The 22,160-nt window shown below is 46.6% G+C and carries 18 protein-coding genes and 1 pseudogene; 14 read left to right on the top strand and 5 right to left on the bottom strand.

Annotated elements, in window-relative coordinates:
- The first annotated feature begins 113 nt into the window (after positions 1-113).
- Positions 114-1,409: a glycosyltransferase gene (locus NSQ20_RS30675; RefSeq protein WP_036612238.1), complete on the top strand. Its 1,296-nt coding sequence runs from the start codon at positions 114-116 to the stop codon at positions 1,407-1,409.
- Positions 1,410-1,555: 146 nt separating this feature from the next.
- Positions 1,556-2,284 carry a class I SAM-dependent methyltransferase gene (locus tag NSQ20_RS30670; RefSeq protein WP_340031465.1) on the top strand — a complete coding sequence of 243 codons (729 nt, stop codon included), beginning with the start codon at positions 1,556-1,558 and terminating at the stop codon, positions 2,282-2,284.
- Between the two features lie 199 nt (positions 2,285-2,483).
- Here the strand turns inward: NSQ20_RS30670 and NSQ20_RS30665 are convergent, their stop codons facing one another.
- Together NSQ20_RS30665 and NSQ20_RS30660 are read right to left on the bottom strand one after the other, a co-directional pair.
- On the bottom strand, positions 2,484-3,266 hold the full coding sequence (locus NSQ20_RS30665; RefSeq protein WP_340031464.1) for an ABC transporter ATP-binding protein: 783 nt from the start codon (positions 3,264-3,266) through the stop codon (positions 2,484-2,486).
- Positions 3,267-3,344: 78 nt separating this feature from the next.
- Positions 3,345-4,568: an MFS transporter gene (locus NSQ20_RS30660; protein ID WP_340031463.1), complete on the bottom strand. Its 1,224-nt coding sequence runs from the start codon at positions 4,566-4,568 to the stop codon at positions 3,345-3,347.
- Between the two features lie 117 nt (positions 4,569-4,685).
- On the opposite strand from NSQ20_RS30660, the gene NSQ20_RS30655 reads away from it, so the two are divergent.
- The 12 genes and pseudogenes from NSQ20_RS30655 to NSQ20_RS30600 all read left to right on the top strand — a co-directional run bounded on the left by NSQ20_RS30655 (position 4,686) and on the right by NSQ20_RS30600 (position 19,073).
- Positions 4,686-5,489: a helix-turn-helix domain-containing protein gene (locus NSQ20_RS30655; RefSeq protein WP_340031462.1), complete on the top strand. Its 804-nt coding sequence runs from the start codon at positions 4,686-4,688 to the stop codon at positions 5,487-5,489.
- Positions 5,490-5,856: 367 nt separating this feature from the next.
- Positions 5,857-6,762, top strand: a complete 906-nt coding sequence (locus NSQ20_RS30650; protein ID WP_047841090.1) for an ABC transporter permease subunit — start codon at positions 5,857-5,859, stop codon at positions 6,760-6,762.
- 29 nt (positions 6,763-6,791) lie between these two features.
- Complete coding sequence (locus NSQ20_RS30645; RefSeq protein WP_036612222.1) at positions 6,792-7,673, top strand: carbohydrate ABC transporter permease; 882 nt, start codon at positions 6,792-6,794, stop codon at positions 7,671-7,673.
- 68 nt (positions 7,674-7,741) lie between these two features.
- On the top strand, positions 7,742-9,337 hold the full coding sequence (locus NSQ20_RS30640; RefSeq protein ID WP_340031461.1) for an extracellular solute-binding protein: 1,596 nt from the start codon (positions 7,742-7,744) through the stop codon (positions 9,335-9,337).
- Between the two features lie 38 nt (positions 9,338-9,375).
- Entirely contained in the window at positions 9,376-10,344 is a 969-nt protein-coding gene (locus tag NSQ20_RS30635; RefSeq protein ID WP_340031460.1) for a LacI family DNA-binding transcriptional regulator, read from the top strand.
- Positions 10,345-10,432: 88 nt separating this feature from the next.
- Positions 10,433-11,545: a glycoside hydrolase family 88 protein gene (locus tag NSQ20_RS30630; RefSeq protein WP_340031459.1), complete on the top strand. Its 1,113-nt coding sequence runs from the start codon at positions 10,433-10,435 to the stop codon at positions 11,543-11,545.
- Positions 11,542-12,606 (top strand): pectinesterase family protein, encoded by a 1,065-nt coding sequence (locus tag NSQ20_RS30625; RefSeq protein ID WP_340031458.1) that lies wholly within the window; start codon positions 11,542-11,544, stop codon positions 12,604-12,606. The genes NSQ20_RS30630 and NSQ20_RS30625 overlap by 4 nt, the downstream gene beginning before the upstream one ends.
- Positions 12,607-13,041: 435 nt before the next feature.
- Positions 13,042-14,553: a glycosyl hydrolase family 18 protein gene (locus tag NSQ20_RS30620; RefSeq protein WP_340033071.1), complete on the top strand. Its 1,512-nt coding sequence runs from the start codon at positions 13,042-13,044 to the stop codon at positions 14,551-14,553.
- A 1-nt stretch (position 14,554) separates the two neighbouring features.
- Positions 14,555-16,654 (top strand): glycosyl hydrolase family 18 protein, encoded by a 2,100-nt coding sequence (locus NSQ20_RS30615; RefSeq protein WP_340031457.1) that lies wholly within the window; start codon positions 14,555-14,557, stop codon positions 16,652-16,654.
- Between the two features lie 151 nt (positions 16,655-16,805).
- A pseudogene (locus NSQ20_RS30610) lies at positions 16,806-18,024 on the top strand (IS3 family transposase).
- 228 nt (positions 18,025-18,252) lie between these two features.
- A complete protein-coding gene (locus NSQ20_RS30605; RefSeq protein WP_162158981.1) occupies positions 18,253-18,567 on the top strand; it encodes a pectinesterase family protein in 315 nt (104 codons plus the stop codon).
- A 317-nt stretch (positions 18,568-18,884) separates the two neighbouring features.
- Positions 18,885-19,073 (top strand): hypothetical protein, encoded by a 189-nt coding sequence (locus NSQ20_RS30600; protein ID WP_036612207.1) that lies wholly within the window; start codon positions 18,885-18,887, stop codon positions 19,071-19,073.
- A 248-nt stretch (positions 19,074-19,321) separates the two neighbouring features.
- Here the strand turns inward: NSQ20_RS30600 and NSQ20_RS30595 are convergent, their stop codons facing one another.
- The 3 genes from NSQ20_RS30595 to NSQ20_RS30585 form a co-directional block, all read right to left on the bottom strand.
- Entirely contained in the window at positions 19,322-19,939 is a 618-nt protein-coding gene (locus NSQ20_RS30595) for a hypothetical protein (RefSeq protein WP_036612205.1), read from the bottom strand.
- A gap of 26 nt (positions 19,940-19,965) precedes the next feature.
- Positions 19,966-20,496, bottom strand: coding sequence for a hypothetical protein (locus NSQ20_RS30590; RefSeq protein ID WP_051447254.1), 531 nt, complete (start codon positions 20,494-20,496; stop codon positions 19,966-19,968).
- A gap of 617 nt (positions 20,497-21,113) precedes the next feature.
- Entirely contained in the window at positions 21,114-21,971 is an 858-nt protein-coding gene (locus NSQ20_RS30585; protein WP_340031456.1) for an aldo/keto reductase, read from the bottom strand.
- Positions 21,972-22,160 lie beyond the last annotated feature (189 nt).

The raw sequence follows: 22,160 nt of genomic DNA, 5'->3' as shown, positions 1-22,160 counted from the left end.
TCCATTATGTATTGTAGTTAGCAGTTTCTTTGCCATTACGATTCTTATATTAACCTTTGCGACTCTTCGTTTTCGAGGGAAAATTAACAGGAAATATGATCGGAGGAAATTGAATGGCTGATTTCCTACTGTTGATGTCCATCCTCAGTATTTGGATATCCGTCACCGAGTCGATTGTCATTATGGCTGGAGCTATTCGTTTCATTAACAAACAAGAAAAAAAGGGAATTCAAATTCCTGAAAGTATGGATGATTACCCCACTGTGACTGTCATGGTGCCTGCGCATAATGAAGGGGTAGTTATCGTGTCTACCGTTGAGCATATATTGCGTCTGAACTACCCTGAGCATAAAGTTCAAGTTATTGTTATTGCAGATAATTGTACAGATAATACAGCAGAGCGCCTGAAGGAACTCAAGGCCAAGACGAGTTATGCAGATCGTGACTTTACCATTCTGGAGCGTACCGGTACAGGTGGGAAGTCGGGAGCTTTGAATGATGGCCTTGAACTGGCGTGGGGAGAATGGATATGTATCTATGACGCAGATGCGGCGCCTGAGCGGAATGCATTGATGTTTTTGACACAAAAAGCATTGGAAAACCCGGAGAAGTATGGTGCTGTATTTGGTCGAAACAAAGCTCGTAATCGGGGTCAGAATTTTCTCTCCCGTTGCATTAATCTGGAACTTGTAACGGTCCAACGTGTTCACCATACGGGGCTATGGGAGTTATTCAAACTGGGCACGATTCCTGGTACGAACTATATTATCAAGGCAGCACTGATCCGTGAGATTGGTGGATGGGACCCTGATGCGATCACGGAAGATACGGCCGTGTCGTTTGATATTCTTACTCGGGGTCAGCTTATTGCATTAGCGCCACAAGCAGAGGCTTACCAGCAGGAACCTGAGCAATTATCGGTATATATGAAACAGCGCCAGCGCTGGTCCAAGGGAAATTACCAGGTTGTTATCGACAATGTGAAGCATTTATTTGACCGTACTAGCTGGAGAATTAAACTGCATGTTCTGTACTATGCTGCAAGTTATTTCTGGTTTATGATCGCTATTATTGTATCGGATATTATTTTTGTCTCGAATCTAGTGTATCAGGTTATTGCATTATTTAATCCGAATGTCATTTCTCCCTTCCAGTTCTCAGGGGATGTTTACGTGTATCTCGTAATAGCATGGGCACTAATGTACTACATTTATGTACTACAAATTAATCTCGCACTCTCAGCAGATATTGGGCAAAGTAATACGCAGAATTTTATTGTGGCCTGCCTCTCCTATTTCACATATGCCCAGTTATTTCTGGTCATATCCGTCAAAGCATTTATCTCGCTTATTGGAGATAAGCTATTTCGGAGAGAAACCAAATGGTACAAAACGCAGCGTTTTGGCTGAGAAACATCAACTTATAAATGAAGGGCTGTTTTCTGGATTCGTTCAGAAGGCAGTCTTTTTTACTATGGAAAGATTGGTTGGCATTATGTATACTCTTTCAGGCTGTACATATTGAACGTTGCATAAAGGAAACGGAGGCGTGTGGAATGGGCTACAGGGGACCTGAGTTTTACGATAATGAGGAAAACTTTGAGAAGTATATGGAACGCCGCCAGTGGCAGGAGAATGCCAATGATACGTTAGAGAAACCCGTTATGCTAGAGCTGATCGGAGACGTTGCGGGCAAGAGCATACTGGATCTTGGCTGCGGGGATGCGAGGTTTGGCGTAGAATTGCTCCGTTCTGGTCAAGAGGGTACAACTTACACGGGAGTTGAAGGTTCACTGAATATGGTGCGGGCAGCTAACGAATCGGTTAAAGGCACGAATGCACAGATTGAACAGGCATTCATGGAAGACTGGACCTATCCGGTAGGTACATACGATCTGGTTATATCCCGACTGGCTGTTCACTACATCGAGGATGTGGAGAGCCTATTCCACAAGATATATAACACGTTAAATGAAAATGGCACATTCATATTTTCGGTAGAACATCCTGTGATCACGTCCACCCTGCAGCCCTCGGGAACCCGAACCAATTGGGTAGTTGATCAGTATTTTGTGGAAGGATTCCGTGAGCAGCAGTGGCTGGGCGGTTCTGTGAAAAAGATGCATCGTTCCATTGAATCCTACTTTATGGCATTGCAGCGGGCAGGGTTCCGTGTAGAACATTTGCGCGAGTCAGCACCACAACGTGCTTATTTTGTAAACGAGGAAACCTATCTGCGCAGGCAACGCATTCCGCTATTTCTGTTTTTAGGCGTGCGGAAATAGGATAGTGGTAAAACGTATAGATAAATAGATGAAACCGTAAAGTTATACTCATAAATTAGAAAGTTCTACACAGAAAACGGTGGATAACACTAGATATAGCAGTTAAAAGCCCAAAATCTATCCACATGTGGATAAGATATTGGGCTTTTACTGTTAAGTTTCTTCACCTATGTTACGTTTGCTGTGTATAACCCCGCAATTATGAATCCGTCGCAGCTCTGACATAGACACGTTCTCCGTGTCGATCCACTTCCACAGGTGCCTCGAAAAAGTTGCTCAGCACTTCCGTGTTCATCAGATCGCCGGTTACTCCGCTATGGACTATTTCACCCCGGCGAAGCAGGAGGCTGTGACTAAAGACAGGCAATATTTCTTCGGTATGATGGGTGACATAGATGAGTGACGGGGTATCTGGACGCTGTGATAATTCACGGATGCTCTCCAGCAGTCGCTCTCTTGAGAAAAGATCCAGTCCATTGCAAGGCTCGTCCAGAATGAGTACGCGCGGATTGGCCATCAGTGCTCGGGCAATGAGAAGTTTCTGTTTCTCGCCTTGAGAGCAGGTACGATATTCGCGATCCCACAGGTGCTGACAGCCCAGCGTTTGCATCAATTCCTGTGCCTGATCCAGATCATCATCTGACAGCTTGTCATACAGGCCAATGGTGGCGTGTTTGCCGCTGATCACGACATACTGCGTGCGGTCTGTGCCATGCAATTTCTCTTGCAGAGATGAACTGACCCAGCCAATGGATTTACGAAGCTGTCTCAGATCCACATCCCCATATTCATGGCCTAACACGGATATCTTGCCTTCGGTCGGCCAGAGATATCCGGTGATCATGTTCAGGAGTGTTGTTTTGCCGGAGCCATTCAGGCCAAGCAACGCCCAGTGTTCACCGTCATTCACCTGCCAGCTCACATCGTTCAGCAGGGTAAGTGGTCCCCTTTTCCAAGTGACATGCTGTACATCAATAATCATGCGTTATTCCTCCCTCCTGTTATCCTCGAGTGTCCTAGATGTATTGTAGTCACAAAATCAGTGAGGTTTCAACGGTTATCACGCTGTTCTTGGTTGGTCCTTGCGCAGAAATACAGCACACACACCAAGCAGTGGCAAAAACGAACATAACTTGATAACAAACGCAATGCTGGTTACGTCAATTAAGGAACCTAACACAACCGAGCCAAGTCCAGCCATTCCGAACGACAGGCCAAAAAACAATCCGGATACCGTTCCAATATGACGAGGAAGCAATTCCTGTGCATAAACAATGATGACGCTGAAGCCGGACATCAGGATGAGTCCAATCATTCCGCACAAGACCATGGATAAGACGGGTCCTGCATAAGGTAGCAGCAGGGAAAACGGTGCAGTGCCTGCAATGGAGAACCAGATCATCGGTTTGCGTCCGTAGCGGTCAGCAAGTGGGCCGCCGAGCAAGGTTCCGACCATGCCTGCAAATTGCAAAATAAACAGACAGATCTGTGCCTGGGAGAGAGGCAAGCCATATGCATCGGCATAATAGAAGGCGTAGTACCCGGTCATGCCTGCAATATATACGAATTTTGAGAACAGCAGCAGGATGAGAATTCCCATTGTAAAAGCGATGAATCCCCGGCTCACAGGCCGAGCTGCTGGCTCTGCGCCACTTGATTTTAGAGGGCGTTGCTGACGAATGCGAGTCTCGGTAAGCTTGTCTCTGTACCAACGACTGACCATAGACTGAATGAAGATGCCGATCAGGGCAAAGCCCATCAGCCATAGAAAACTACGCTGCCCATGTGGCAGCAGGATGAAGGCGACCAGTAATGGAGCAATGGCCTGTCCTGTGTTGCCTCCCACCTGGAAGATTGACTGCGCCATTCCGCGTCCACGGCCGGCTGCCATATGAGCCACGCGTGAGGATTCGGGGTGGAGGATGGATGAGCCTATGCCAATCAATGCTGCCGCAACAAGCAACATCCATAACTCGGAAGACAAAGCTAAACCGAGAACACCGATCAGGGAAAATAACATACCTCCGGGAAGCAGGATCGGCATTGGCTTGCGGTCTGACATATAACCGACCAGTGGCTGAAGGACGGATGCGGTAATATTCAGGGTGAAGGCAATCCAGCCCATCTGGGCGAAACTGAGCTGCATGGTCTGCTGGAATAGTGGGAATGCAGACGGAACAACTGTCTGCATCGCATCATTCAGCAGATGGGCGAAGCTGACTCCGGCAAGTGCCCAATTGGCGGAAGAGTTGATTTGCATTTTGCTTAAAGTGGCCTGAGCCATGGGAGATCACCTCGAATTATTTTTTTCAATGATAAAAGATGGGGGCAGATCATGTCTTTGTGAAAAGTGCTTGGAAAGTGAGCACGATTTGCTATAATGTCAGCAGGTGAGCAAACGATGGAATTAAACATGACGCTAAATGGGTTGGAATTATGGAAAGCTACCGGAGGGTTTGCGAATGAGCCGCATGTACATGACGACTGGTATCAGCTAACGCTGCCGGTCAGAGGTCAATGTCATCTGGTACAGGAGCGGCATGCATACCCGCTAAGAGCAGGCATAGGGATTATTGCTCATCCCCAGACTGAGCATTATTTTGAGATAGGGTCGGATTCGGCTGTCATTGTGATCAAGTTCCGTAAACCGCCATTAGGCAGTTTCGAAGGTGCGGAGTTAAGTGGGGGGCGAGCTGAGTTTCGACCTACCCAGACATTTGATCCTGCTGAGATCAGCAGTCTGTTTCGAGGCTGGAATTCCATTTTGTTAGATGATGTGCCCGAAATGCTGCAAGTGCAGGAAACAGAAATGGCGATCGAGAAGTATCTAAGACGTATGTTGACGGGGCAGGAAAATGGAAAAAGAACTGTAAATCCCGGTACATTCATGGACCCTCATCTCCAACGAGTGCTGGATTACATTCACAGTGCCTATACAGGCCCAATGGATATTGATTCGATGGCGATGGTCGCGCATCAGAGCCGGTATCATTTTATGCGTTCTTTCAAGGCTCTTACGGGAACAACACCGTATCAATATCTGCTGAATTTGCGCGTAGAAGAAGCGTCCAAGAGGCTCCGCCATACAACGGATTCAGTAACCACAATCAGTTATGAACTGGGATTTTCCAGCGTCAGTCAGTTTTACAGAGCCTTTCAGCGAGTGTATGTTATGACACCGATGGAATATCGGAATCATGTGTAGATTTTAACGGGCAGTCTCGCATATGCGAGACTGTATTTTAGTACGTTACAGCATGCCACTCATTTTTGTTGTTGCCAAACATTGAAGAGTTTGCTAAGATGGGAAAAAGTTTATGTAAGCGTATACATTTAGATTAAAATTACAACGTTGTAATTATGGTTATGGCGATTATTGAAAAGAAAGAAATACGGTGTGAGGAGGATTATTTCTAATTAATTATCTCATTAGTACGATGAATGATATAGGTTGTTACAAATGTGAATGAGATGAATAACAAATACGTCAGTGGAATGATAGTTTTTTTTATTCAAAAATTCAAACGTTGTAATTATGTAGCGAAGGGGAGTGTTTCACGTTGAAAAAACGCATGTCCACGCTGTTCAGCCTGATCAGACGGGATAAGTATTTGCTACTGATGTTTTCGCCTATCTTTCTGTATTACCTCATCTTCATGTACCTTCCGATGCCTGGCGTGTTATTGGCATTTCGTAATTTCTTGCCGGGGCAGGGCATGCTCAGCGGGGAATGGGTGGGACTGCGCTGGTTCGAACAGTTTGTGAATTCCATTTACTTCTGGCGACTGCTGCGTAACACATTTTTGCTCGCCTTCCTGCCACTCCTGTTTGGCTTCTCCATTCCGATTTTATTCGCTGTCTGTATCGTGGAGATCAAGAACCGGACATTCAAGCGATTTGCCCAGACGGTTACGTACCTTCCTCACTTCATCTCCACTGTTGTTGTAGCCGGTATGATTATTAACTTCCTGTCACCAACAGACGGTATCGTGAACACCCTCATTGCGAGTCTTGGCATGGAAAAAGTGAACTTCATGATGGATGCGAGCTGGTTCCGTACCATCTTCACAAGTTCCGACATCTGGCAAAGTTTTGGCTTCAGCTCCATCATCTACATTGCAGCCATTATGGGGATCGACCCAGAGATGTATGATTCCGGCAAAATTGACGGCGTCAACAAATTCCAGGAGTTATGGCACCTGACCCTTCCCAGTATCAAACCAACCATTGTCATTCTTTTGCTCCTGTCGCTTGGGGGCATTATGAGTGTAGGTTTCGAGAAAGTATATCTGCTCTACAACGGAGCCACCTACGAAACGGCAGATGTCCTGTCCACCTATGTATACCGGATGGGGATTGAGGGCCAGAATTACGGCTTCGCCACAGCGGTCGGCCTGTTCAACTCCATCATCACCTTTATCCTTGTTTTTGCTGCCAATTCCATGACCCGCCGCCTGACCAAGATGTCACTCTGGTAAGACTATACCCCGGACCAAAGGAGACCTGTATGCAAAAATCGAGAAGTGACCGTTTGTTCTACGGATGTGTCTACCTGCTGACCATACTGGCGGTTGTTGTCACGTTGTATCCCTTTCTGTACGTCATTAGTATTTCATTCAGCTCGGTGGATGCCATCGACAAACAAAAAGTTGTATTGTGGCCCGTTGGATTTACCCTGTCAGGTTACCAAATGGTACTGCAATACAAGGAGTTATGGGTTTCGTTCTACAACACCCTCTGGTACACCGTGGTAGGCACACTGCTGAACATCGTGGCAACATGTCTTGCGGCGTTTCCATTGTCCAGACAGCAGTTTTTCTTACGTCGCAAGCTGAATTTCTTCATCGCCTTCACCATGTATTTCTCGGGTGGACTCATTCCGGTCTACATGCTGATTACCTCGCTTGGGCTGTACAACACCCGCTGGGTTATGGTGCTGCCTGTGCTGGTGATTACGTTTAACGTCATGATCTGCCGCTCAGCTTTCGAAGGCATTCCGAATGAAATTTTCGAAAGTGCCAGTATAGACGGGGCTAACGAGATGACGATGCTGTATCGTCTGGCGGTTCCGATCATCAAGCCAACACTGGCTGTGCTCACGCTGTACTACGCGGTATTCCACTGGAACAACTTTTTCACGGCCCTATTATATCTGGGCAAACAGGATATGCAGCCCTTACAGATGTTCCTGCGAAGAGTGCTGATCATGGCTTCGCCGGAAGTGATGCAGAAGATGGGCGGTACGATGACATCCGGTGCGCTGGCGGTCTCCTCCCTTCAGGTTCGTTATGTATCCATTGTGGTCAGTATTCTGCCTATTGTTACGATCTACCCGTTTATCCAACGGTACTTCGTTAAGGGGATCACCCTCGGAGCCGTGAAAGGATAGCTTTACTTACTTAAGTGTCATGTCATTCAAAGGAGTTCAAAATGGTTCATACCAAGGAGGAATGATGGATGAGATTTAAAGGGGCAGGAAGAAAAAGTGTAATCGCAGCGATAATGGCAATCAGCCTGGCGGGATGTAGCGGCGGAACAGGGGCGGGAACCGATGCGGGGAGCACCCCGTCCAGTTCGGAGCCAGCCTTCAATTATACCGGAGCAGGGCCGGTGACGGATCAACCGGATGCCAAACTGTCTATTCTCGGCACCAACGCTTGGACGACCAATGTGGACTTGTCCACCGCAGCCATCGTGAAGAAAATTGAGAGCAACGCTGGTGTGACGGTGGATTGGGATCTGATTCCGCCGCAGAACTATGCGGATGCCGTAAATCCGAGGCTGGCTGCCGGTACCGGCTTGCCCGATATCGTGTACCTGCCGGATCAGGATCAGCTGATGAAGTACATTAACAGCGGTCTGTTCATTCCGATTAATGAACTGGTAGAGAAGTACGGCGTGAATCTCAAAAAAATATATGAAAAGTCGCCTTCAGTCAAAGCCAGTTTAACAACGCCAGATGGTAAAATGTATTATATCCCGCAGCAGACGTTAACCCGCAACTACATGCCGGTATTTATGGTTAATGTGCGCTGGCTTGATAAGCTGGGATTAAGCGAGCCGACCACGCTGGATGAATTCACGGCGATGCTGCGCAAATTCAAGACAGAGGATCCGAACGGCAACGGAAAAGCCGATGAGATTCCACTGTCCATGGAAGCAAAATTTGTATCCATGGCCTTTGGCCCCGCGTTTGGTCTCGATCTGTCCAACCAGTTCTATGCAGACGATCAGGGCAAGGTACATTTCAGCTATTATGAGCCTGCCTACAAGGAGTACTTGACCTATCTGAACGGACTCTACAAGGAAGGTCTGCTTGGGGTGGATTATGCGAGTACCACGAGTGATCAGGTTACGTCGCGCATCTCTCAGGATGTGACGGGAGCAACGTTTAATTTTAGCTGGTATATGTCGATGGTCTACAGTCCGTTGTTCAAGGATTACAATCCGGAAGAGCCGATCATCAAAGGCATTTTACCACTGAAAGGACCGCATGGGGATCAGTTCTATGTAGGACGTACACCAGTGAGTGGCATCTTTGGCATTACACGTGATAGTAAAAATCCGGAACTTGCTTTCCGTTTCCTGGACTATGCCGTAAGTGAGGAAGCACAGACGTATTATACGTGGGGCATCAAGGATGACACGTATACGGAAGAGAATGGCGTGAAGACATTCACGGACAAAGGCAAGGACAATGAATACATTCAGAAGCTCGGTATTGGTCCGGTGAATCTGCCGAACATTCAATCCACCGATTCTGCTGATTCCGTCGTAGCCCCTTGGCATTCGAAGATGGATAAAGAACTGGAGCCGTATGTGCGCGAACCGTTCCCGTTTGTCTATGCCCTGCCGGATGAAGCGAGCGTGGAAAGCATGGCGATGCCTGACATCACCACATATGTGGAAGAGATGAACTTCAAGTTTATTAGCGGTGACGCCAGTCTGGACCAGTTTGACAGTTATATTGAGACGTTGAAGAAGATGAATATAGAGCAGGTTATTGCGGGCAGACAGGCACAATATGATCGTTATAAGTCTGCACAGAAATAGAAATTAGGGTTTTAGGCGTATGAGAGGTGTGATTGATTTTGATAACCATTAAAGACATTGCCAAATTGGCGGGGGTGAGCTATAGCACGGTATCGAAGGCGCTGAATGATGATCCCCGAATCAAACCGGCAACAAAGCAGAAGGTGCTTGCGGTCGCGGAGAAACATCAATATCGGAAAAATATGTTGGCTCGGCAGCTCTCGACCGGCAGGAGCAACATCATCGGTTTTGTACTGGATGAGCTGAGCAATCCGTTATTCTCGAACATCTCCGGCCGTCTGCACACCGAGCTGAAGAAGCGGGGATATCAGATGATCCTGGTTGTGGCGGATGATGGCGTGGATGTCTTCAGCCAGCTGCGCGTGGACGGATGTATTCTGTGGGACTATGCACTGGACAATCGGGAGATGTTCTGGAAAAAGTTTGCAACACTCAACATGCCATGTTTTGTGCTGGGTACAGATGAAGCGCCGAACTCTCCTTACATCAAGATTGATCGCAAAGAAGGGCTGTTCAAAGCAGTGGAGCATCTGAAATCGCTGGGCCACAGCCGAATCGGATTCATCGGCAACTCCCAGCACGTCAAGCTGGAGGGATACCGGGAAGCGTTACAGCGTACGGGTCTGGATTTTAACGAAGACCATGTGCTGCCAGCGTATTCCTCCTGGGAAGACGGGTATTTTGCCATACGTAATCATGCGTTTGGGGCGGATTCGCCGACAGCATTTATTGGACTGAACAACTTGGTCACCCGAGGGGCACTCCGGGCTTTACTTGAGGCAGGTTACAGTGTTCCACACGATATCTCGTTAATCGGGTATGATGATCTGCCGGATATGCAATATGCGGAAGTGGCCTTGACTACAATTGGCCCGCCTCTGGATGAACTGGCCGTGCAGGCAGCAGAGCTGATTGTATCGTTAATCCGTGATGAACAGGTCGATGTTCCGGTAGTCATTCAGCCTAAGCTGAACCTTCGCAATTCAACGGCAATGTGTCGGCAATAAGGACAGCAACCTTTGAAGAGTGAAGCGGTTATCCGTTAGTCATACATGTATGTATTAGGTGAGTACAACATTCAAGGAGGAATTGCTTATGCAGGTACAGACACAGTTATCCTGGTCTGAGCGAATTGCAGCAACGATCATCCAGCAATGTGACGGGGACGGTTATCATGCGTTCCCTTCGGGACGATGGGCATACGTGGAAGGCATGACCTTGATGGCGATGGCACGAACCGGGCAGTATTATGGCAAGCAAGAGTATGTTGATTTTATGAAAAAACATATGGACCTGTATATCCAGCCGGACGGCTCTATTGGCACCTATACTTTGGAAGAATATAATCTGGATCAGATTAATCAGGGAAAAAACCTGTTTACCTTACTGGATGGTGCGGAAGATCAGCGTTACGCAGAAGCGGCGCATCTCCTGGCAGCACAGCTCGCAGGGCAACCCCGCACGTCGGAGGGCGGTTTCTGGCACAAAAAAATCTATCCATTCCAGATGTGGCTGGACGGCCTGTATATGTCCGCTCCCTTTTTGTCCGAGTATGCGAAGACATTTCATCGTCCCGAGTTATGGGATGAAGTTGCACATCAGATTCTGCTGATCGAGCGCCAGACCCGTGATCCGCGGACCGGGCTGCTCTATCATGGCTGGGATGAATCGAAGGAGCAGGTCTGGGCAGATTCATCGACAGGGTGCTCACCACACTTCTGGAGCCGGGCGATGGGCTGGTATGCCATGGCGATTGTAGACAGCGTGGAGCATTTCCCCGTGAATCATCCAAAGCGCGGAACCATCATCGGCATCTTCGAACGGATGTGTCATGCTCTGGTACGCGTGCAGGAGCAGGAGAGCGGGTTATGGTTCCAGGTGCTGGATCAGGGCTTCCGCAAAGGCAACTATCTGGAAGCATCCGGGTCAAGCATGTTTGTATATGCGCTTGCGAAGGGTGTGCGGTTGCGTTATCTGGAGCCACATTTCAGAGAGGTGGCGGAGAAAGGATGGCAGGGACTGTCCTCCAGATTGGTGGAGGAGACGGCTGACGGCGTTCGGTTAAACGGGATCTGTCATGGCGCAGGACTAAGCCTGGATCGGGATGGCTCGTACAACTATTATGTAAGCGAAGCGGTTGTAAGCGATTCCTTTATGGGTGTGGCTCCGCTTCTGCTGGCAGCGCTGGAAATGGAGCGACTGCCATGACGCAGCAGAGATTGCCAAATACAGCATTGGAATCATCGGCTCCCTGTCTGACTGTTGCTTCAGATGGGACAGGGGATTATGTGACGATTCAGGCCGCAGTTGATGCGCTGCCGGAGAATGGCATCGGAATCGTTCCAATTCGAGTGAAGGCTGGTGTCTATCATGAGAAGCTGCATATGGAGAAGCCGGGCATCCACCTGATTGGTGAGGGGGCGGAGCAGACGATCATTACGTATGATGATCATGCACTAAAGAAGTTTCCGGACGGGTCGCCATATCATACGTTTCATTCCTATACGGCTTTCATTGGTGCCGATGATTTCACGGCAGAGGGGATTTCCTTCGTAAATGCTGCCGGGCCGGGCAAGCAGGTTGGTCAGGCCCTGGCCGTTTATGTGGATGGAGACCGGGCGGTCTTTCGCCGCTGTCGTTTGATCGGTCACCAGGATACGATCTTCACCGGCCCGCTGCCTGAGCAGCCCATGGATCGCAGTTACTTTGGTGGGCCACGCGACGGTGCCGAGCGGCGCAAACTGCGGCAGTATTTCGAGGACTGTTACATCGAAGGTGATATCGATTTTATTTTTGGTTCGGCTACGGTGGTGTTTAAGGGCTGCGAGATCTTTACGAAGAATCGCCTGACTGAAGCGGAGGCTGCGGATGGACAAGTGAACGGTTGGATTACCGCAGCCTCTACACCGGAGGATGTGCGTTACGGCTATGTGTTTCTGGACTGTGATCTGACCAGCAATGCTCCGCCGCAGTCGGTGTATCTGGGCAGACCGTGGCGTCATCATGCCAAAGTCTGTTTTCTGAACTGCTGGATCGGCGCTCATGTGAAGCGGGAGGGATGGCACAACTGGAACAAGACAGATGCAGAGCAGACCGTTCAGTATGCTGAATATAACAGCGCCGGACCTGGTGCCGGATATGCTGCTGATCGTGTGCCTTGGGCCAAAATACTGACCGAACAGGAAGCGGCCGAGTACACTGTACCTCTGATTCTGTCCGGCGTGGATGAGTGGCAGCCTTTGGAAGGGAGAGGGGAGCAGCGGCAGTAAGATACGCCCTCTTCTCTGCGCAATATCTAACACAGGTTTTCTTTCAAGTCTCCTAAGGAGTTGAAAGAAAACCTTTTTTGTGCGCTATATTACATTTTTCGCCCCCAATAGAACTATTTTATCCCTTATCTCTTTTGCATTTTACTGATTAAATACAGGATGAGGATCTGTAAATTCCCTGTAAAATTTGGATGGTGCCTGCAAAAAAAGAACACGAGAGGGAAGGTCCATTTTGGTAAGGGAAGGGAGTGAAGTGACACGCAACATCAGATGGCTGAATGGGGCTGGCTCTAATCGATCACAGATCAGATGCAGGTGGACAATTGAAGTTTTGTTTGCAAGGTGAACGTATCCTTAGTACAGGAGGGATTTTGCTTGAATCAAGCTGTTCGATTCCGCCCGGTCATTACATTTGCTTTGGCATTTCTTCTACTTATTTCGTGGTTTGCACCGAGAGCCGATGCCGCCGCCCAGTGGCAGGCAGGCACCGCATACAAGAAAGGAGACCTCGTAACATATCAAAATAAAGATTATGAGTGTATTCAGGCCCACACGGCGTTGACCGGATGGGAGCCCTCTATTGTGCCCGCGTTGTGGAAATACGTCGGGGAAGGTTCAGGAGGGGAAACGCCGACGCCAGATACGGCACCACCTTCTGTTCCTGCGGGTCTGACTTCATCCTCCATCACGGACACCTCCGTGAGTCTTTCCTGGAATGCATCCACGGATAATGTGGGCGTAGCAGGGTATGAGGTATACCGGAACGGCGTTCTTGTGACAAGTACTTCAACTACAACGGCTGTAGTCACAGGACTGACAGCTAGCACGACTTATGCTTTTACGGTAAAAGCCAAAGATGCCGCAGGCAATATATCCGCTGCGAGCACCTCCCTCAGTGTGACAACTTCCAATGGATCTTCCAATCCGGGGCCAACCGGCAGCAAATGGCTGATCGGCTACTGGCATAACTTCGATAATGGTTCAACGAATATCAGACTTCGTAACGTATCAACAGCCTATGACGTCATTAATGTCTCCTTTGCTGAACCGATTTCACATGGCAGCGGAACGCTTGCTTTTACTCCATACAATGCAACGGTAGCTGAATTCAAATCCGATATTGCCTATCTGCAAAGCCAGGGGAAAAAAGTAATTCTTTCCATGGGGGGAGCCAACGGTACCATTGAGCTCACCGATGCGACCAAGAGACAGCAGTTCGAAGATTCGTTAAAATCAATCATTTCCACGTATGGTTTCAATGGTCTAGATATCGATCTGGAAGGAAGTTCCCTGTCTCTGAATGCAGGGGATACCGATTTCCGTAGTCCAACTACACCGAAAATTGTTAACCTCATCCAAGGCGTGAAAGCGGTTAAGTCACACTTCGGCGCCAATTTCATCCTGACGGCTGCGCCGGAGACGGCCTATGTACAGGGTGGATATCTGAGCTACGGCGGTCCTTGGGGAGCATACTTGCCAGTCATCCATGCCTTGCGTAATGACCTGACCCTGCTTCATGTACAGCACTATAACACGGGCTCCATGGTAGGGCTGGATGGACGCTCTTACGCCCAAGGAACAGCTGATTTCCATGTGGCCATGGCGGAGATGCTGCTTCAAGGCTTTCATGTAGGCGGTACCACAGGCCCATTCTTTAGTCCGTTGCGACCGGACCAGATTGCCATCGGTGTGCCGGCTTCCCAACAGGCTGCCGGAGGTGGTTATACAACGCCAGCCGAGCTGCAAAAGGCACTGAATTACCTAATCAAAGGTGTGTCATACGGCGGTTCCTATACCTTGCTCCAGCCTGCGGGCTATGCGGGGATAAAAGGGATTATGACCTGGTCAATCAACTGGGATGCATATACGAATAACCAGTTTTCGAGCGCAAATCGTCCGTTCCTGAACGGGCTGAGTACGCAAACGACAAAGGAGGTTGTGTATTAAGATGATACATTTAAATAAACACACTGCTTTCAAGAAAACCGCAAAGTTTCTCCTGGGTCTATCCCTGCTCTTATCCGTCATTATTCCTTCTTTTGTGCTCCAACCCGCTACGGGAGCAGCTGCAGATTCTTATAAAATTGTTGGTTACTACCCGTCCTGGGCTGCGTATGGGAGAAACTATAATGTAACGGACATCGACCCAACCAAAGTCACGCATATCAACTATGCGTTTGCCGATATTTGCTGGAACGGTATTCATGGAAATCCGGACCCTTCGGGCCCTAACCCGGTGACCTGGACGTGTCAGAATGAGAAGAGCCAGACAATCAATGTACCGAATGGAACGATTGTGCTTGGCGATCCATGGATCGATACCGGAAAGACATTTGCAGGGGATACGTGGGATCAGCCCATTGCAGGCAATATCAATCAGCTTAACAAGCTGAAACAGATCAATCCTAATCTTAAGACAATCATCTCCGTGGGAGGATGGACATGGTCCAACCGCTTCTCTGATGTAGCTGCGACTGCTGCAACGCGAGAGGTATTTGCAAACTCTGCCGTCGACTTCCTGCGGAAATACAATTTTGACGGAGTAGATCTGGACTGGGAGTATCCGGTATCAGGCGGACTTGATGGTAACAGCAAACGTCCTGAGGATAAGCAAAATTACACGCTCCTTCTGAGCAAAATCCGTGAGAAGCTGGATGCTGCCGGAGCTGTGGACGGCAAGAAGTATCTGCTTACGATTGCAAGCGGTGCATCGACGACCTATGCTGCGAATACTGAGCTTGCCAATATAGCTGCCATCGTCGACTGGATTAATATTATGACATACGATTTTAACGGGGCCTGGCAAAAAGTCAGTGCGCATAACGCGCCGTTGAACTATGACCCTGCGGCTTCGGCTGCTGGGGTGCCAGATGCCAATACATTTAATGTGGCTGCTGGAGCACAAGGGCATTTGAATGCAGGCGTACCAGCCGCTAAACTTGTGCTTGGTGTTCCGTTCTATGGCCGCGGCTGGGATGGATGCGCACAGGCAAGCAATGGCCAGTATCAGACCTGCGCGGGAGGTTCTTCCGTTGGAACATGGGAAGCAGGCTCCTTTGATTTTTATGATCTGGAGACCAACTACATTAACAAAAACGGGTACACGCGTTACTGGAATGACATTGCCAAGGTGCCATATCTCTATAATGCGACCAACAAGCGTTTTATTAGCTATGATGATGCGGAGTCTATTGGATATAAAACAGCTTATATCAAAAGCAAAGGACTCGGCGGAGCGATGTTCTGGGAACTTAGTGGTGACCGGAATAAAACACTTCAAAATAAACTGAAAGCCGATCTGCCTACCGGAGGTACAATGCCTCCAGCAGATACGACGGCGCCAAGCGTACCCGGTAATGCCCGTTCGACAGGTGTGACGGGCAACTCGGTGACGCTGGCTTGGAATGCTTCAACGGATAATGTAGGGGTTACCGGTTATAACGTCTATAATGGCAATAATCTTGCAACATCCGTCACCGGAACAACAGCAACGATCAGTGGACTTACTGCAGGTACTTCTTATACCTTCACGATCAAAGCAAAAGATGCGGCAGGTAATCTGTCTGCAGCCAGTAATGCTGTAACCGTAAGCACTGCCACTTTGCCGGGAGGTGATACCCAAGCGCCATCTGCACCAACGAACCTGGTATCAACGGCGCAAACAACATCCAGCATAACGCTGAGCTGGGCGGCATCCACGGATAACGTGGGTGTAACGGGTTATGATGTGTACAATGGAACGACACTTGCGACATACGTGACCGGAACGACAGCAACGATCAGCGGGCTTGCAGCGGATACCTCGTATACATTTACGGTGAAAGCAAAGGATGCGGCGGGGAATGGTTCTGCTGCGAGCAATGCGGTGACCGTGAAAACAACAGCAGGAACGACGAATCCGGGCGTTTCCGCCTGGCAGGCGAATACAGCCTATACTGTAGGACAGCTGGTCACGTATAGCGGCAAGACGTATATATGTTTGCAGGCCCACACTTCCTTGCCTGGGTGGGAACCATCCAATGTCCCTGCATTGTGGCAGGTTCAATAGTTAAAAAATGGATTACCACATTTTGAATTGAAACATGTAGTTTTAGCGAGGCTTGGTTATAGGGAAGAGAACATAACGAAAAAACACCGGTTTCTGGTTGAACTGCACCCCAATTGTTAGACACAACTACCAATTGGAGGTGCAGTTTTTTATGACTAAATTCAGTTCAGATGAAAAAATACAAGCCGTTATGCGTTATGAAAAGGGATCAGAAAGCTTGAAAAGCATTGCAAAATCGAGCGGGCTTCACGATTCTGTCTTTTTAAACTGGATTAGACAATATGAGCATCATAGGGAAAAAGTTTTTTATAAAGGGCTATACATCATATCCTACACAGATTAAACTAGACGCCCTTCAACCAAAGAAAAAGGGGCGCCCATCCATGAAAAAAGGATATAAAGCACAGAAGGATCTGTAGAGGCTTTACAAGCAGAGGTAGAGCGTTTGAAAATGGAGAATGCTTATTTAAAAAAAAGTTGAATGCCTTAGTTCGAAACAAGGAAAACTCACCAAATAAGACAAAGCGCAAGTAGTCTATGAACTAAGGAACGAATTTTCGGTGAAAGCACTTCTACAACTAGCAGATATCCCTCGTAGCACGTATTATTACGTGGTAAAAGCATTTGGTACGGTAGACAAGAATTAGAGCTAAAAGACATGATACAAGCGATTTATGAGGAGCATAAGGGACGCTATGGTTATCGTCGTAATCGCGATGAGTTAATCAATCGTGGACACCATGTGAATCATAAAAAGGTACAGCGTTTGATGAAAGTATTGGGATTAAAGTATTTGGTACATATGAAGAAATATCGTTCGTATAAAGATTCGATTGGCAAGATTGCACCGAACCTATTAGAACGCAATTTCCGCGCTGAAAGGCCAAACGAGAAGTGGGTTAACGGACATTACAGAGTTTAAATTGTTCGGAGAAAAACTATATTTATCTCCCATACTTGATCTGTATAACGTAGAAATCATTACATATACGATTGGTTCAAGACCGGTCTACTCGCTTGTTTCCACGATGTTAGACCGACCATTTTGCAGTTTAACAAATGAAGATAAACTCCTTATTCATTCGGACCAAGCTGGCACTACTAGATGAGAACATATCGTCATACCCTTAAAGAAGTTGGCATCACGCAAGTATGTCCCGGAAAGGTAACTGTTACGATAACGCCGTCATGGAGAACTTCTTTGGCATCATTAATCCGAGTTCTTGTTTTTAAAGAAATTTGAAAATATCTCACATATTAAACAAGAGCTATCCAAATACATCGATTATTACATCAACAAACGCATCAAGGCAAAACTAAAAGGCATTAGTCCGGTACGGTACCGGACTAATGCCCAACAAGTTGTTTAACGTTATAATCTGTCTAACTTTACGGGGTCACTTCACCTGGTCCGGTGGTTTTTCGTTATGCTATGTCAAACAAAGCAGGCTCCAAAAAGGCTATTCATTAAAAATCGAAGTTGTCCGGATCAGGTCCAATGCATACATCTTCGTTCAGTGCGGCGCAAACTTCGGTAGTATTTCGAGGACTGTTACATCGAAGGTGATATCGATTTTATTCTTGGCTCGGCTACGGTGGTGTTTAAGGGCTACGAGATCGTTACGAAGCATCGCCTGACTGAAGCGGAGGATGCGGATGGACAAGTGAACTGCTGGATCGGCGCTCATGTGAAGCGGGAGGGATGGCACAACTGGAACAAGACAGATGCAGAGCAGACCGTTCAGTATGTGGAATATAACAGTTTCGGGCCTGGGGCGGGAAAAGCGACAACGAGAGTTTCATGGGCAAAAGTGCTGAGCGAACAGGAAGCCGCCGAATATGCGTTGCCGCTTATTTTGTCTGGTGAGGACGGGTGGCAGCCTTTTGGGGAGAGAGGGATTAATCGGCATTAAGCCAAGTATATTTACTTTGCGATATTTATAATGAAAGGTTGTCTTTCGAATCTCTTATGGACTTGGTGGATGGCCTTTTTTGTGGGCTTACATTAACAAAAACTGATACACGGGGTACTGGAACGATACTTGCCAAGGGGCCTTATCGCTGTAACGCCTCCAACGCGATTGTTCTACAGGCGTAACAGTAGACTCGGTGACGCTGGCCTAGATTGCTTCAACGTTAATGTAGGCGTTACAGGTTATAACGTCTTACATTGGCGCTCAGGTAACACTAGTTGTATTAATCGTAAAAATTTTTGTGGGAGAATTTGAATGTGGAACTGCTTAAAAGTAGTGCCGAAGATGGCTTTTTCATAATGAGCAATGATTATACTACCGATCTATTTCTAGAGAGGGGATTCAAGAACGATTCATATAATAATGATTCCAAAATGGAAGTTAGATTTATAGAAGTGTATCTTTCACATCATGGTTTTGTTAAATTGGGGAAATTTGATGTTTAAGGCGTACAGATTTTTAAAGCGTGGCGAAAGTATCTTCCGCCAGATCCATTAGAAACGGTAGCGGAGGTATACCAGTACGTCCAAACTCATTAAGAGCAAAATCCGGAAGTTCGCATTATTGCCGATCATGATAATTATAATGTTGTTCAAGCGCTATACGCCATTATTGTTTTTCGAAAAATAATGGCTAGTAGAGGGATAAAAAGAAGGCGCTGAAATTAATCCAGTCAGTGCCTTCTTTCGAGTATTTACTGTTGTTCTAACTTCAACAAATTGTTCATTTCAATTTTGATTTGGTTTTTTTCATTCCCTTTAATCGTACCATCATCTTCTACCGTGTATGAACCTTGAACTGGATTTAACAGTGATGCCGGTGAATTTTCAAACGTCGCTAGGAACATAACGTAGTTTTCATTCGTTTTGAGTTCTTCAGAATCTTCTACCTTAAATGTATGTTCTTGATCCTCTCCCCCTACTTGTTTGACTTGAATGATTTCTTTTTCGGCTGCTTCCCCTTTATAGTTTTTTTGTACTTCAACATCATAGATCGTATATGGAATAGCGGGGCTGTCTGATATATCCCCACCTGGGTTTAATTTTTCATCATTAGGATCAGCAGGTTCTTCTGCGATATTTATAAGTTTAAAAGATGATTTTAAAATCTTTCCTTCAATAATTAAATCCGCCTGGTTAGCCAACTCATCAATGTTGTTGTAAGTTGGAAAAGAGGCATCCATCAGCACCACTTCTTTTTTTGCTGTTTCTGTTGCAGCGGATCCTTCTTTTGATGGCTCTGCTGTTCCACATCCGGCGAGTAACATTGCAGTGATACAAAATGCTGAAGCTACAGATGTAAAATTCTTCATGCTATCTTCCTCCCAATCCTTTTAAATTAGTAAGCAGTATTTACATCGTCAATATCATACTGCCTAGGGGTAGTGACTGTGTTAAAATCATTGCTATATTTCATAATAGACGCCTTAGTTGTATTCGGGTTATCTTTCAAGAAGAAGGAATGCCCAAATTCATGAACGGTCGCTCCTTTAACAAAATTGGAGAAATTAGTGGCGTCTCTGACAATTGTTCTTGAGTTTAATTGAATTGTGTATCTATACTTTGGGGAAAACCACTGTGAATTTAGGCCATACCAGGTATCTGGATAAGAAGCCGCTGTAATTGTGTTGGTTGATGAACTCAAGTATCCAATTGTAACTGGAGTAGGAGTACCGTTCCAAGCAATAATTCCTTCATTGATTGGTGTCTTCCAGGTATCATTCAGGTTATCTGGAGACTTTACGCTAATTCCTGCGTCTGGACTACCGGAGTTAGTAAGTTCTGCGCTTGTTGTAAGGTTAAAACTGAACATAAGTGGTACAGCGAGAGCTAATGTGATAATACCATTTTTTACGTAATTAACCTTCATTCATTATCACCTCATAGTTTTTTTATTCTTGCTTTTGTTTTCTGAGTGGTTTGGAAAATGATTCCATATATACTTAACGTCATACTTCAACAAAAGGTTGCGATCTACTAGAAAAAAAGGAATAATTTTGAAAATTTTAAACTAAACGAAAAAGTAGATGCTATTTTACTCTTTTAAATACACTAGCAGTCAAACAAAAACATCTTTCGGTTAAAGTGCAAGGAAAAGAATACAACTTCAATTATGAATTTGATCCAGTTCCGGATTATCACGAGCAAGATAGCCTTGGGTTTGGTGGTGTATACATTTATTTTTTTTGGAAAAAATTGAACCTCAGGGGATCTGTTGGCCGGTCTACCACCACATATGTGTGTGAATTCAATGTCACTTATAAATTTGACAATGCGAGAATGAATTTGTTGCGGATCAAATTGAAAGTTAAGCTGATTGATTATAGAGATTGAGGTTTCAGAATTTTAGAAGTGACAATGTCATCTGTTGAGAAACAAAAAACAGTGAAAAACCTCCAACTCTCGTACGTAACGAGAAGTCTGGAGGCTTTTCACTGTTTTATTTTACCTGCAAATCAGCACAGAATAACAGCAATTCGATTCAATTTAGAAATCGAAGTTGTCCGGATCAGGTCCAACGCGTACATCTTCGTTCAGAGCACTGATCTGATCCATCTCTTCATTTGAAAGTTCAAAGTCGAAGATGGAGGAGTTCTCGATAATCCGGTTTTCCTTGGTGGACTTCGGAATGGTAATGACTCCATTTTGCAGATCCCAACGCAGGATGACTTGTGCAACCGATTTGCCTTTGTCTGAAGCAATCGCCGTGAGCACTGGGTTGTCCAACAGCTGACCTTGCATCAGAGGCGACCAAGCTTCAAGCTGGATACCATGCTTCTCACAGAAAGCCTTAAGCTCAACCTGAGTCAGGCGAGGGTGGTATTCCACCTGATTGATCATCGGTTTCACTTTGGCATCCTGCATCAGGTCTTCGAGATGATGAATCTGGAAGTTACTCACACCGATGGCCTTAATGCGACCAGCGGCGTACAGTTCCTCGATTGCTTTCCAGGCTGCTTTGTATTTGCCTGCCTTAGGCCAGTGAATCAGATACAGGTCAAGGTATTCCAGTCCCAGTTTGTTCAATGTGGTATCAAAAGCGGCAAGTGTCTCTTCATATCCAAGGTCTGCATTCCATACTTTAGATGTAACAAACAGTTCTTCGCGTTTGAGGTTGTTTTCTTGCAAAGCTTCTGCAATCGCTTGGCCAACACCAGCTTCATTGCCGTATATTGCAGCAGTATCAATGCTGCGGTATCCATGTTTAATCGCATTTTTCACGGCTTCAATCAGTTCAGATCCTTCTTCTACCTTAAATACCCCAAGTCCGAACCAAGGCATAGAAACACCGTTATGCAGAGTTACTGTGGATTGTAAATGTTGTGCGGTTTGAGTTGTTGTCATGAGATTTCCTCCTTAAAGTGTGTAAAAATCAGTCATATTAAGCTGAATTTTTGTTGTTTTATCATACAAAATTAAATCATAGTAGATCAAATTGGGTTCAACGTATTATAGTATAATAAAATACCATGTGAAACCGGTTCCCCTCGAAGGCTGGAACTGATATATATAAGAGTGAGACCCATGGTCGGA

The organism is Paenibacillus sp. FSL K6-1122 (genome assembly GCF_037977015.1).
Classification (GTDB): Bacteria; Bacillota; Bacilli; order Paenibacillales; family Paenibacillaceae; genus Paenibacillus; species Paenibacillus amylolyticus.
This window is presented reverse-complemented; position numbering and strand designations above follow the sequence as displayed.

Coding starts and splice junctions, on each gene's coding strand:
- NSQ20_RS30675 (WP_036612238.1), top strand. CDS start 114: ATGGCTGATTTCCTACTGTTGATGTCCATCCTCAGTATTTGGATATCC.
- NSQ20_RS30670 (WP_340031465.1), top strand. CDS start 1,556: ATGGGCTACAGGGGACCTGAGTTTTACGATAATGAGGAAAACTTTGAG.
- NSQ20_RS30665 (WP_340031464.1), bottom strand. CDS start 3,266: ATGATTATTGATGTACAGCATGTCACTTGGAAAAGGGGACCACTTACC.
- NSQ20_RS30660 (WP_340031463.1), bottom strand. CDS start 4,568: ATGGCTCAGGCCACTTTAAGCAAAATGCAAATCAACTCTTCCGCCAAT.
- NSQ20_RS30655 (WP_340031462.1), top strand. CDS start 4,686: ATGGAATTAAACATGACGCTAAATGGGTTGGAATTATGGAAAGCTACC.
- NSQ20_RS30650 (WP_047841090.1), top strand. CDS start 5,857: ATGTCCACGCTGTTCAGCCTGATCAGACGGGATAAGTATTTGCTACTG.
- NSQ20_RS30645 (WP_036612222.1), top strand. CDS start 6,792: ATGCAAAAATCGAGAAGTGACCGTTTGTTCTACGGATGTGTCTACCTG.
- NSQ20_RS30640 (WP_340031461.1), top strand. CDS start 7,742: ATGAGATTTAAAGGGGCAGGAAGAAAAAGTGTAATCGCAGCGATAATG.
- NSQ20_RS30630 (WP_340031459.1), top strand. CDS start 10,433: ATGCAGGTACAGACACAGTTATCCTGGTCTGAGCGAATTGCAGCAACG.
- NSQ20_RS30625 (WP_340031458.1), top strand. CDS start 11,542: ATGACGCAGCAGAGATTGCCAAATACAGCATTGGAATCATCGGCTCCC.
- NSQ20_RS30615 (WP_340031457.1), top strand. CDS start 14,555: ATGATACATTTAAATAAACACACTGCTTTCAAGAAAACCGCAAAGTTT.
- NSQ20_RS30595 (WP_036612205.1), bottom strand. CDS start 19,939: ATGAAGAATTTTACATCTGTAGCTTCAGCATTTTGTATCACTGCAATG.
- NSQ20_RS30590 (WP_051447254.1), bottom strand. CDS start 20,496: ATGAAGGTTAATTACGTAAAAAATGGTATTATCACATTAGCTCTCGCT.
- NSQ20_RS30585 (WP_340031456.1), bottom strand. CDS start 21,971: ATGACAACAACTCAAACCGCACAACATTTACAATCCACAGTAACTCTG.